Origin of the sequence: Lutibacter sp., assembly GCF_040883305.1 — a bacterium.
In the GTDB taxonomy this organism is placed as follows: Bacteria; Bacteroidota; Bacteroidia; order Flavobacteriales; family Flavobacteriaceae; genus Lutibacter.
The window spans coordinates 1-12,912 of record NZ_JBFLKT010000149.1; the positions used below are offsets into that span (position 1 = coordinate 1).

At 29.8% G+C, this 12,912-nt stretch carries 14 protein-coding genes and 1 pseudogene; 14 read left to right on the forward strand and 1 reads right to left on the reverse strand.

Features of this window, described 5'->3' with window-relative positions; translation table 11 throughout:
• A partial coding sequence (locus AB1Z17_RS04885; RefSeq protein WP_368050676.1) for a M16 family metallopeptidase occupies window positions 1–1,798 on the reverse strand: 1,798 nt, incomplete at its 3' end.
• A 321-nt stretch (window positions 1,799–2,119) separates the two neighbouring features.
• Here AB1Z17_RS04885 and rplU point away from each other — a divergent pair.
• The 14 genes and pseudogenes from rplU to AB1Z17_RS04955 form a co-directional block, all read left to right on the forward strand.
• Window positions 2,120–2,779: a 50S ribosomal protein L21 gene (gene rplU, locus AB1Z17_RS04890; protein WP_368050677.1), complete on the forward strand. Its 660-nt coding sequence runs from the start codon at window positions 2,120–2,122 to the stop codon at window positions 2,777–2,779.
• 34 nt (window positions 2,780–2,813) lie between these two features.
• Entirely contained in the window at window positions 2,814–3,074 is a 261-nt protein-coding gene (rpmA, locus tag AB1Z17_RS04895; RefSeq protein ID WP_240225750.1) for a 50S ribosomal protein L27, read from the forward strand.
• A 90-nt stretch (window positions 3,075–3,164) separates the two neighbouring features.
• Window positions 3,165–4,397: a 3-deoxy-D-manno-octulosonic acid transferase gene (locus tag AB1Z17_RS04900; protein ID WP_368050678.1), complete on the forward strand. Its 1,233-nt coding sequence runs from the start codon at window positions 3,165–3,167 to the stop codon at window positions 4,395–4,397.
• Window positions 4,394–5,029 carry a Crp/Fnr family transcriptional regulator gene (locus AB1Z17_RS04905; RefSeq protein WP_368050679.1) on the forward strand — a complete coding sequence of 212 codons (636 nt, stop codon included), beginning with the start codon at window positions 4,394–4,396 and terminating at the stop codon, window positions 5,027–5,029. The genes AB1Z17_RS04900 and AB1Z17_RS04905 overlap by 4 nt, the downstream gene beginning before the upstream one ends.
• A gap of 71 nt (window positions 5,030–5,100) precedes the next feature.
• Window positions 5,101–5,658: a YeeE/YedE family protein gene (locus tag AB1Z17_RS04910; RefSeq protein ID WP_368050680.1), complete on the forward strand. Its 558-nt coding sequence runs from the start codon at window positions 5,101–5,103 to the stop codon at window positions 5,656–5,658.
• Between the two features lie 10 nt (window positions 5,659–5,668).
• Entirely contained in the window at window positions 5,669–6,082 is a 414-nt protein-coding gene (locus AB1Z17_RS04915; protein ID WP_368050681.1) for a DUF6691 family protein, read from the forward strand.
• Between the two features lie 99 nt (window positions 6,083–6,181).
• A complete protein-coding gene (locus AB1Z17_RS04920) occupies window positions 6,182–6,814 on the forward strand; it encodes a Crp/Fnr family transcriptional regulator (RefSeq protein ID WP_368050682.1) in 633 nt (210 codons plus the stop codon).
• Window positions 6,814–7,800 (forward strand): GTP 3',8-cyclase MoaA, encoded by a 987-nt coding sequence (moaA, locus tag AB1Z17_RS04925; protein ID WP_368050683.1) that lies wholly within the window; start codon window positions 6,814–6,816, stop codon window positions 7,798–7,800. Before AB1Z17_RS04920 ends, moaA begins: the two co-directional genes overlap by 1 nt.
• A complete protein-coding gene (locus AB1Z17_RS04930; protein WP_368050684.1) occupies window positions 7,801–8,454 on the forward strand; it encodes a phosphoribosylanthranilate isomerase in 654 nt (217 codons plus the stop codon).
• A gap of 4 nt (window positions 8,455–8,458) precedes the next feature.
• A complete protein-coding gene (locus AB1Z17_RS04935) occupies window positions 8,459–9,655 on the forward strand; it encodes a molybdopterin molybdotransferase MoeA (protein WP_368050685.1) in 1,197 nt (398 codons plus the stop codon).
• A 37-nt stretch (window positions 9,656–9,692) separates the two neighbouring features.
• Entirely contained in the window at window positions 9,693–10,172 is a 480-nt protein-coding gene (gene moaC, locus AB1Z17_RS04940) for a cyclic pyranopterin monophosphate synthase MoaC (protein ID WP_368050687.1), read from the forward strand.
• Entirely contained in the window at window positions 10,165–11,277 is a 1,113-nt protein-coding gene (locus tag AB1Z17_RS04945; protein ID WP_368050688.1) for an NTP transferase domain-containing protein, read from the forward strand. The genes moaC and AB1Z17_RS04945 overlap by 8 nt, the downstream gene beginning before the upstream one ends.
• 75 nt (window positions 11,278–11,352) lie before the next feature.
• Entirely contained in the window at window positions 11,353–12,432 is a 1,080-nt protein-coding gene (locus tag AB1Z17_RS04950) for a ThiF family adenylyltransferase (protein ID WP_368050689.1), read from the forward strand.
• A pseudogene (locus AB1Z17_RS04955) lies at window positions 12,433–12,912 on the forward strand (DNA mismatch repair protein MutS); the annotation flags it as partial.

Below are 12,912 nucleotides of genomic sequence, written 5' to 3' on the forward strand. Positions count from 1 at the left end.
GAACAGATGTAGATGCTGTTTTTCCTGCAAGTACTTTAGGTAAATCTGTTCTTGAAAAATCTCCTAAACCAGAAAACTGAGCGACACCCGTTGTAAGTGCTGCTGATGCTAATAAAGAATCATCTAATAATGAATTTCCTCCATAACTTACAGCGTTTAATTTTACATCATTTTCGTTTTTATCAGCGAATTTATAGTGTACTTTAATGCCGTTGCTTAATGTAAAAGTAGTTGCATCAATTTCTTTATTATATTCTTCAGAAGCTATTTTCCCTGCATTTATAGTAACATCAGAAATTAATGTTTTTCCACTAAAAGAATCTTCGTAAGCAGTTATTGAATTATCATTCTCTACTTCATTAATAATTGACAATGCGCCTTCTTTAGTTAAATTATTATTTCCTTTTACACCAGTTACAATAATAGCTCTATTATTTTTGGTATATAGAGGTTTTAAGAAATTATTAACCTCTTCAATATCAATATTTTCGAATATATTTTTAGCAATATCATATTCTCCAACAAGATCTGTCATTGTTTCATTCTCAAGGTAGTTTTGTTGAATTGTTCTTATAATTCTTCCGTGAGGAATATCATTTATTTTAGCAATTTGCGTTTCGTAGCTGTTTTTAATTTGTGCAATTGTTCTTTCAATTTCTGCCTCAGTAAAACCAAATTTAACTGCTCTGTTCAACTCTGTTAAAGCAGCTTTAAAAGCTTCTTGCTGTTGGTTTGGTTTTGGATATACTGCCAGACTAAGTTGCTTCTTTGTTCTTACAAAATCCCCATAATTAAAACGTGCTGCCATAAAAGGAGCATCTGGTTTTTCTGTTATTTCACTTATTCTAGAAGATAACATAGTACGAACCATTCTGTTTATTAATGATTCTTTTAAATCTTTAACTGTTTGATTTGCTAAAGATCTTGGATGATTAATGCTAAATGAAATATTTGAAGTTGTTACTTCTTCGTCCATAGCAACTGTAAATAATAGTTCTTCATTATCAGGAATTTCAACTAAAAAACGTTCTTTTGGATTTTCTACAGCTGGAATATTTGAAAATTGTTTGATAATTTTTTGTTCAATTTCATCAACATCAATATCGCCAACTACTGCAATTGCCTGTAAGTCCGTTCTGTACCAGTCATGGTAGAAATCTCTTAAAGCTTTGTATTCAAAACCTTCTACTATATTCATTAGACCAATTGGTAAACGTTCGGAGTATTTAGAATTACCGAACATAACCGGCAGCGATTGTTGTAAAACTCTCATTTGTCCGTTTTGTCTAGTTCTCCACTCTTCTTTAATAACGCCTCTTTCTGCATCAATTTCTTCGTCGGTAAGTAAAAGGTAGTTAGACCAATCGTTTAAAATTAATAATGATGTATCTACCAAACCATCTTTAGTAGGAATGTTGTCTAAATTATACACAGTTTCATCGAAAGATGTGTATGCATTAATATCTTTTCCAAATACAGCGCCGTGTTTTTGAAGTGTATTTAAAATTCCTTTTCCGGCAAAGTTTTTTGTTCCATTAAATGCCATATGTTCTAAAAAGTGAGCCAAACCTTGTTGGTTATCATTTTCTAACACAGAACCAACATTTTGAATTATATAATAACTAGCTGCATTTTTAGTTACATCCGTACTATAAATATAATAGGTCATTCCATTTTCTAGTACCCCTTTTTTAATTTTTTGGTTTACTGGTAAAGGATCTTGTAAATTTACTTTTTGCGCAAAAGCGGTAAAACTTAAAATTAGCGCAAAAAAGCTTAAATAATAAAATTTTCTCATAGGTATTGAATTGATTATTTAGGTTAAATATTACATACTTGTAGCATGTTTTTTCTTTTTGTTACAATTTTTTTTAAAAAGAAGATATTCACTCTTTTATTTTGAGTAATTTAAAAGGTAAATTTAAAAAACTTTTATTCGTTTTAAGATTATTTTGAATAAATTAACTAAACATTAATACAACCTGGTATAATGGGTTAAAAATGAGTACTTTCTTATAGTTAATTTTGTTTTGCTGAATAAGAAAAAAACTTTATATTTGCACCCGCCTTAATTGAAAAGGTAATTAATTTATTAATAAAGCGAATAAAAATTATACGTATGTATGCAATTGTAGAAATAGCAGGGCAGCAGTTTAAAGTAGCGAAAGACCAAAAGGTTTACGTACATCGTTTACAAGAAGCAGAAGGAAACAAAGTTTCTTTTGATAAAGTTCTTCTATTAGACAACGATGGTACTGTAACACTTGGCGCCCCAGCTATCCAAGGAGCCGAAGTAACGGCTAAAATTTTAGGTCACTTACAAGGTGATAAAGTAATCGTTTTCAAAAAGAAACGTAGAAAAGGATACAGAAAAAAGAATGGTCACCGCCAAGCTTTAACTGAAATTCAAATTGAAAGTATTGCTGCAAGTGGTGCTAAAAAAGCAGCTCCGGCAAAAAAGGCAGCTCCTAAAAAAGAAGAAGCAGTAAAAGAAACTGTGGTAAAAGCTCCAGTAAAAAAAGCAGCAACTAAAGCTGATGATTTAAAGAAAATTGAAGGTATTGGACCAAAAATTGCTGAAACATTAGTTGCAGCAGGAATGGCAACTTATGCAGATTTAGCAAAAGCAAAACCAGCTCAAATTTCTGAAATTATTGCAGAAGTTCGTGGAAGTCACGTAACTGATACTTGGCCAAAACAAGCTAAATTAGCTGCTGATGGTAATTGGGATGAATTGAAAGAATTACAAGATAGATTAGACGGAGGCGTTGAAAAATAAATCTGTAACGTTTAACTTATAAAAATTTAGTAAAATGGCACATAAAAAAGGAGTAGGTAGTTCGAAGAACGGTAGAGAATCAGAATCGAAACGACTTGGAGTAAAAATATTTGGAGGACAAGCTGCAATCGCAGGAAACATTATTATCCGTCAAAGAGGAACTCAACACCACCCTGGTGATAACGTATATATGGGGAAAGACCATACTTTACACGCAAAAGTGGATGGTTTGGTAAAATTCCAAAAGAAAAGAAACAACAGATCTTATGTTTCTATTGAGCCTTTCGAAGCTTAAGAAACAGTTTCTTTAAATTTTTAAAAACTCCCAAACTGGTAAATAGTTTGGGAGTTTTTTTATGCGCTTATTTTGTACCTTTGCTGTTCTATGCAATTTTTATACAACATACTTATTTTTAAAGCTAGTTTAATTCTAAAAGTACTGGCGCTTTTCAATAAAAAAATAAAACTTTTTGTTGATGGTCGCAAAGGAACTTTTACAATATTAAAACAGCATATTAAAAAAACAGACACTGTTATTTGGATGCATTGTGCTTCGTTGGGTGAATTTGAACAAGGCAGACCGATTTTAGAAAAATTAAAGGAAAAACATCCTACAAAAAAATTAGTATTAACTTTTTTTTCGCCATCTGGTTACGAGGTTAGAAAAAATTATTATGGAGTAGATGTAGTTTGTTATTTACCGTTAGATTCTGATAAAAATGCTAAAAGATTCCTGAATATTGTCCATCCAGAAACTGCCATTTTTGTAAAATATGAATTTTGGCCAAACTTATTAAAAGAATTAAAGATTAGAAATATTGACACCATTTTAATTTCAGGCACTTTTAGAGAAAATCAAGTATTCTTTAAATGGTATGGCAGTTTTATGCGCAAAGCGTTGGATGCCTTTTCTTACTTTTTTGTACAAGATAAATTATCAGAAACATTATTAAAAAGTCTTGATATTGAGCATGTAACTGCCTGTGGAGATACGCGTTTTGATAGAGTTTATGAAATTACAAAACAAGATAATCAGCTCGATTTTATTTCAAAATTTAAGAACAATACCTACACATTGGTTGCAGGAAGCACTTGGAAAGAAGATGAGGAATTATTAGTTAACTATATAAATAATAAAGCTTCAGGAAATGAAAAGTTTATTATTGCACCTCATAATATAAATGCAAAAAATATTCAAGAATTAAAAAAATCAATTTCAAAAAAGGTAGTGCTGTTTTCAGAAAAAGAAGATGAAAATTTAGAAAATTATCAGGTTTTTATTATTGATACTATTGGTATTTTAACAAAAGTGTACAGTTATGCGGATATTGCTTATGTTGGCGGAGGCTTTACAAAATCTGGAGTTCATAATGTTTTGGAACCAGCAACTTTTGGTTTACCTATACTAATGGGACCCAATTACAGTAAATTTATTGAGGCAAAAGAATTAGTTGCTAAAGAGGCTTGTTTTTCAGTAAAAAATTCTCAAAAATTATCCGTACTTTTAAGCAGTTTTTTTATTGATAAAATTAAAAGATTAGAAACAGGTTCAAAAGCATTGAATTATGTGATTAATAAAACAGGGGCTACCGCAAAAATTTTAAAATACTTAAAATGATTAGAGAAAAATTAGAGAACTTTTATTCTTATGTTTTTGAAAAAGAATTATTAGATGAAATTGAGCAAGTTGGAGTGTATAAAAAATTACGTGAAAACGAATTGTTGGTTGATTTAGGAGATCAAATGAAAGGAGTTCCATTGTTGTTAGATGGTGCCATAAAAATTGTTAGAGAAGATAAAAAAGGTGAAGAAATATTACTGTATTTTTTAGAAAAAGGAGATACTTGTGCAAGTTCATTTGCAAGTGCTATTTCAAATGGGAAATGTGGGATTAGAGCTATTGCTGAAAAAGAATCTGAAATAATCTTTCTTCCAAAGGAAAAATTAGACGACTGGTTAGTAAAATACAAAAGTTGGAGAAACTTTGTAATAGATAGTTACAATATTCGTTTAAATGAAATGATGGAAACCATAGACACCTTGGCGTTTATGAAAATGGATGAGCGTTTATACAAGTACCTTAAAGACAAAGCTCAAATATTACGTGAAACTGCTTTAAATACCACGCATCAAGACATTGCTTACGATATGCATACATCTCGAGTTGTAATTTCAAGGTTATTAAAACAACTAGAAAATGAAGGGAAAATTAAGCTACATAGAAATAAAATTGAGATTTTAGAATTTTAAGTATGTAACAAAAGTTACATAACAGCATAATTTATGCAATACTTTTATAGTTCTAACTAATTAAATAAATTATGGAATTTATTACACAACCATGGGCTTGGTATGTTGCTGGACCCATTATTGCCTTGGTCATGTTTTTATTATATTACTTTGGCGAACGTTTTGGGGTTTCATCTAATTTAGAAACCTTTTGTTCTATTGGTGGTGCTGGAAAATTTGTCGATTATTTTAAAATCGATTGGAAACAAAATTCTTGGAACTTAATATTTGTTGCAGGTGGAATTACAGGGGGTTTTATAGCTTCACAATGGCTTTCACCAACAGATGCTGTTGCCATTAACCCACAAACAATTCAAGATTTAGCAGATATTGGAATTCAAAATGCTGGAACTACCTATTTACCTGATGAAATTTTTAGCATTGAAACAATGTTGTCATTTAAAGGCTTTTTAATTCTGCTAATTGCAGGTATTATGGTTGGTTTTGGTGCACGTTGGGCAGGTGGTTGTACTTCAGGTCATGCAATTGTGGGCTTAAGTAATTTAGAACTTCCTTCATTGATAGCGGTTATCGGTTTTTTTATTGGAGGCTTGGTTATGACTTGGTTTATTTTACCATTATTATTTTAAATAAAGAGATATGAAATATATAAAGTTTTTTTTAGTAGGCATACTCTTTGGAATAGTAATGAGTAAAGCAGAAATAATTTCGTGGTACAGAATTTACGAAATGTTTAAATTTCAATCGTTTCATATGTATGGAATAATTGGATCTGCGATTGTTTTAGGAATGATAAGCATGTTTTTATTCAGAAAAAAAATGGTAAAAACATTTGAAGGAAGTGAAATTCATGTACCTGCAAAAAAATCGGGATTGTATCGTAATTTACTAGGCGGTATTTTATTTGGTTTAGGTTGGGCATTGGCAGGCGCTTGTCCAGGGCCAATGTTTGTTCTAATAGGGAAAGGAGTTGTATCAATTTTAGTCGTAATTTTTGGAGCAACACTCGGTGCCTTTTTATATGGTTATTTTAAGGATAAACTACCTCATTAAATAGGTTGTTATAAAATGAGCAGGCTAAAAGGTGTTTATTCATTCTATAAAATACTAAGCACCAATAGCATGTGACCGTTAAAAAAATAATTCATATACATGAGAATCAACGAAATAATAGACACTCATTTTTCAAAAGTATTTGAAATAAAATTACAACAAGAACTTTGTAAATATGGTATTTTAAAGCAGGCTGAAGCAGATCAGATTATTTTAGAAATACGCAGAGATGCAAATTTTATACCTTTAATTGTTTCGGGAGTTGCAAAAGTTATGCGCCGTGACGGAAAAGGAAACGGTATTTTTCTACATTATTTGTCGGACAAACAAACAAGTGCAATTGCAATTTCGTATGCACTTGAAAATAAAAAAAACGATATTAGAATAAAAGCTGAAAGCAATATTACTTACATTGCGATACCAGCAAAAATTGTAAATTTGTGGTTTGAAAAATATAATTCGTGGAGGTTGTTTTTTTTAAAATTAAATCAACAACAAACAGCATCATTATTAAATTTAATTAATGATATTGCTTTTGAAAATTTAGAATTTCGAGTTTTAAGATACATTGAAAACTCTAGTTTAATTTACAATAATAGCACTATTAATAGGAAGCATTTTGATATTGCAAGAGATTTAAAAGTTTCAAGAGAAGCTATATCAAGAATTTTAAAAAAATTAGAGAAAGAAGAAATTGTAACTTTAGGAAGAAATAAAATAACATTAAATTAATGCAGTTAACAGATAAATTTGGTAGAAAAATTTCGTATTTAAGATTGGCAATTACGGACCGATGTAATTTGCGATGCCAATATTGTATGCCTGCTCATGGAATTGACATCGTTAATAGAACAGCGTTGCTTTCTTATAAAGAAATGTACCGAATTATTCGTGTGCTTTCAGAATTAGGAGTAAATAAAGTTAGGTTAACTGGAGGAGAGCCTTTTGTGCGTAGAGATTTTGTAAACTTTTTAGAATCACTTTCTTTTAATGATAAACTACAAGAAATAAACATTACAACAAACGGTGCATTAATTTCAAATCATATTAAAAAATTAGAGGACTTAAATATCAACGCAATCAATTTAAGTATTGACAGTCTTCAAAAAGAAAAATTTGCACAAATTACACGAAGAGATGTTTTTGAAAATGTATACGATACTTTTGAAAAATTAGAAAAAAGCAATTTAAAATTAAAGCTGAATGTAGTTGTGCAATCTGGTTTTAATACCGATGAAATTATAGATTTTGTTGAATTGTCTAAAGAAAAAGATATTGCTGTTCGGTTTATTGAAGAAATGCCTTTTAATGGAAAAGGACAAAGAGAGATGCAAGAAGTTTGGGATTTTAATAAAATTATAAACCATATTAAAGCTAATTATTCTCAAGTTGAACACGTGATTTCCAAAAAATCATCTACTTCAAGAAACTTTAAAATTCCTAATTATAAAGGAACTTTTGGAATAATTCCAGCATTTACACGTACTATATGTAACGATTGCGATAGAATTAGAATTACAGCAACCGGAATGTTTAAAAACTGTTTGTTTGATGGTGGTGTTTTTAATGTTCGAGATTTTATTAGAGATGGCGCAAGCGACGATGAACTGAAAGAATTATTTATTAAAACAGTTCATAAAAAACCTGAAAACGGATTTATTGCAGAAGCATCTCGCGGTAACGATGTCTCAGAAAGTATGTCTACAATAGGAGGCTAAATGAAAAAAACACATATTAAGATTTGTTGTGTTAGCAGTGTTCAAGAAGCCAATTTAGCTATTAAATATGGAGCTTCAGCTTTGGGGTTGGTTGGAAATATGCCAAGTGGACCAGGTATAATTTCAGATAGTTTAATTGCTGAAATAGCTTGTGAAGTTCCAAAACATATTCAAACTTTTTTATTAACTAGTGAAACAAAAGTTGAGGATATTTTAAAACATTATTCAAAAGTAAATACAACAACCATTCAAATTGTGGATGCTTTAACCGAAGGAACACATCAACAATTAAAAAATGAATTACCAACTGTTAAAATTGTGCAAGTTTTACACATTTTAAATGAAAGTTCAATTGAAGAAGCTTTGCAAATTTCCAAAAATGTGGATGTTATTTTATTAGATAGCGGGAACCCAAATTTAAAAACCAAAGAATTGGGTGGAACTGGTAGGGTTCACAACTGGGAAATAAGTAAAAAAATAGTTGAAAACGTTAAGGTTCCTGTATTTTTAGCTGGAGGAATAAATCAGTTGAATGCTACAGAAGCAATTGAAAAAGTACAACCTTACGGATTGGATTTATGTAGTGGTGTTAGAACAAATGGCAAATTAGATGAAACTAAATTAAAAGCTTTCTTTGAAGCAATAAAACAATAAAACAATGGAATTTACTACTGTAAAAGATGCTTTAAAAATAATTTTAAAAAGCACTGAAGATTTTGGAATTGAAGAAGTTGATTTTATAAATTCAGTTGGACGTGTTTTAAAAGAAGATATAGTTGCTGATAGAGATTTCCCTCCGTTTAATCGTGTTAGTATGGATGGAATTGCCATAGCTGCTGAAGCGTTTAATAAAGGCGTTAGAAGCTTTAAAATTGAAGGAGTACAAGCAGCCGGGAGTCCGCAATTAACATTAAAAAACCCTAATAATTGTATTGAAGCAATGACCGGAGCAATGCTTCCAAATAATACAGATGTAGTAATTCAATATGAATTGTTAGAAATTAAAGATGGATTTGCAACCGTAAATTTAGATACAGTAAAAAACTTTCAGAATATTCATAAAAAAGGTTTAGACAGAAAAGAAAACGATGTCTTAATCCCAAAAAATACGTTAATTTCTCCTGCTGAAATTGGAGTTTTTGCAACTGTAGGAAAATCCACAGTAAAAGTTGGAAAAGAACCAAAAGTTATGATTGTTTCTACTGGAAATGAATTGGTAGAAGTTTCTGAAACTCCAGCCGAATATCAAATTAGAAGAAGCAATGTTTACACATTAGTTTCTTTATTAGAAAAGTTAAAAATTAAAGCTGATACAGCTCATATTTTAGACGATAAAAAAACATTAGAAACTAAAATTTCTAAGTTCTTAGATGAATATGATGTGCTACTTTTTAGCGGTGCAGTTTCTAAAGGAAAATTCGATTTTATTCCAGAAGTACTGAATAATTTAGTTGTTGAAAAATTATTTCATAAAGTAAAACAACGTCCAGGAAAACCATTTTGGTTTGGAAAAAAAGCAGCCAAAACAGTTTTTGCATTTCCTGGAAATCCAGTTTCTACTTTTGTTAGTTGTTTAAAATATTTTTACCCTTGGTATTACAAATCGGTTGGATTAAATTTTGAAACCAAACAAGAAGCAATTTTAAGCGAGAACTTCTATTTTAAACCCAACTTAACTTATTTTTTACAAGTTAAATTACATCAGGAAAATGGAAAGTTAATTGCAACCCCGATAGCAGGGAAAGGTTCGGGAGATTTAGCAAATTTAGTAGATTCCGATGCTTTTTTGGAATTGCCAGATGATAACAGTAATTTTACCGAAGGACAAGTATTTCCTTTAATAACATATAGATAACAACGTCATTCTGAACTTGTTTCAGAATCTCATACATATGAAAAATAAATTCACACATATTGGCGAAAAAAACCAACCAAAAATGGTAAACGTTGGTGATAAAAAAATTACCAAACGTTCTGCAACTGCAAAAGCGACTATGTTTTTGGGTTCAGAAATTATTGCTCATTTTAAAGAAGCTGAGTTGGTTACAAAAAAAGGACCGGTTTTTCAAACAGCCATTATTGCAGGAATTCAGGCTGTTAAAAAAACTTCAGAATTAATTCCAATGTGCCATCCATTACTAATTAACGGAGTTGATATTGATATTAAAATTATTGACAAAACAGATATTCAAATTTTGTGTACAGTTGCTATTGAAGGAAAAACAGGAGTGGAAATGGAAGCTTTAACAGGAGCTACTATTGCTGCTTTAACTGTGTATGATATGTGTAAAAGTATTTCACAAAAAATGATACTAAAAGAAGTTAAATTACTTGAAAAATCAGGTGGTAAAAGCGATATAAAAAATGGCTAAACATCAAAAACACACAAAATTAAAATTAAGAGATAACGACAATTTTGCACCTAACGAGATTTCAATTTTAGGAACAAATTGTACTAATATTTCAAACCTGATTTCTAAAGTTTCAGAAAATTTAGCGAACTATAAATTGGCTTATTTTGATGCCTCACATTCAAAAGATATTAAAAAAAACACCTTAGAAACGTTTACATTTCATCACATAGGAACTGCCGAAATTTCAATTAATTCTGAGGTAAATAAATTCAATCAACGAGTTCAGTTTTCTCAATACGATTTTGTTTTTATCAATGGGAATCACTATCAAGGAGCAAAACAAATTTTAATTTTAGACAACGAAAAAGAAGTTTCAGTTTTAAAAAGATTAGAACAATTAAATAATATTCAGTTTGTAATTAGATTGAACGATGATGCTAATTATTTCGATTTTTTAGAAGAAAAATATCCTCAAATTAAAAACTTATTATGTTATTCTATGGATGAAATTGAAAAAATTTCAAAACATATAGAAAATCTAATCAAAGAAAAAATTGCTCCAATAAACGGTTTGGTGTTGGCTGGTGGTAAGAGTATGAGAATGGGAACCGATAAAGGAACGCTTAATTTTTACGGAAAAAATCAACGAGATGTTGCGATAGAATTGTTAGAGAACAATAATTTAAAAACATTTTTAGCAGTTCGTGAAGCGCAAAAAATTGATATTGAAAACAAAATAACCGATAAATTTATTGGTTTGGGTCCGTTTGGCGCTATTTGTTCTGCATTTCAAGAAAATCCAGATGTAGCTTGGTTGGTAATTGCTACCGACTTGCCTTTTGTTACTAACGAAGTGATTCAATTATTGTTAAAATATAGAAACCCTTCAAAAGTAGCAACTACAATAAAAGGAAAAGATAAGCAATTTCCAGAGCCTTTAATTACGATTTGGGAACCGAAAAGTTATCCATTATTATTAAATTATTTAGCACAAGGCTATTCTTGTCCGCGTAAAGTTTTAATAAATTCAGATGTTGAGATTGTTGAAATTGATGATGATTTTATTAGAAATATTAATACTCCAGAAGAATATAAAGCAGCAAAAAAAGAAATAAACAAATAGGATATTTCAATTATGGTAACAATCCACTTATTTGAGATTATTTAAATAACTTTGGCAATCTGTTTTAAAAAAATAATGAACATTACGAGCGAAGAATTTTTTAAACGTCAAACTACGTTATCAGAAATTGGTAACGAAGGTCAAAAGTTGTTGCAAAAGGCAAAAGTTTTGGTAATAGGCTGTGGTGGACTGGGTAGTCCAGTAGCCATTTATTTAGCCACAAGTGGTGTTGGAACATTACATTTAGTAGATTTTGATACGGTTTCTGTTTCAAATTTACACCGACAAGTATTTTTTAAAACTGAAGATGTTGCGAAATCAAAAGCTGAAACTTTAGCGAATGAAGTAAAAAAAAGAGCACCTTTTACAAATGTTTCATTTACGAACAAAGCAGTAGATAAAAATTCAATTTTAGATTTGATTTCCAGTTTTGATATTGTAGTTGATGGAACCGATAGTTTACCGATAAAATATGTGATAAATGATGCCTGTGTAATTTTAAAGAAGCCTTTGATTTATGGTTCATTGTACAAGTTTGATGGTTATGTAGCAACATTTAATGTGCAAAATAAAGATGGTAGTTTTAGCTGTAATTTACGTGATGCTTTTCCAAAAATAACAACTGATATTCCCAATTGTGAAGAAGCTGGTACTTTAAATCCTATTGTTGGTTTTATTGCATTGCTACAAGTAAATGAAGTGCTAAAATTAATCACAAAAACGGGTACATTATTAACAAATCAGTTGTTGATTTACAATGCGCTTGAGAATTCACAGTTTAAAATGAAATTACGTAAAAATGAGTCAATTAATATTGAGGAGATTTTTAAAAATTCAGATTATTCAGAAAAATATTGCGAAACCCAAGATGCTTCATTATTAATTTTAGCTTCAGATTTTAAGAAAATTAAGTCTGATAACTCAACGGAAGTTATTAGTGTTTTAAATCATACAGATGCGCCAATTCCTTTTAAAGTGCATCAAAAAATTCCATACAGAACATTTAATGTAGAAGGTTTTAATCCAGATTACGATAAAAAATATGTGGTAATTTGTAAAAAGGGAATTACAAGTTACGACGTTACTTTAAAATTAAAAGAAAAATTTCCACAACTAACTATTTTTAGTTTAGTGAATGGAATTGACAACTATTAAATGCAACAACCACAAGAATTTTATAACGATCAAAAATCTATTTTTGAACAAAAATCTACTAAATTAAAAAAGAAACTTGCAGTTTCAAGCACACTAAGATTTCTAACGTTTTTAGGAATAATTTTTGGAATTTACCTGTTTTTCGGCAATATTTCAGCTATGTTAATAGTTGTTGGTGTTGGTATTATTGTGTTTATATATTTAGTTTTAAAACACAGTGATTTACAGTATAATTTCGACTTAAATAAAACATTAATTTCCATTAATCAAACTGAATTAAATGTTTTAAAAAGAGATTATTTAAACTTAGATGATGGAAGCGAATTTTTAAATCCAAAACATTTTTATAGTTACGATATTGATTTGTTTGGTAAAGGTTCTTTTTTTCAATATTGCAATAGAACAGTTACTGTTGAAGGTAAAAACGAACTATTTTCTGAATTGACTTCAAACAAGATTTTAGATATTAATAAAAAGCAA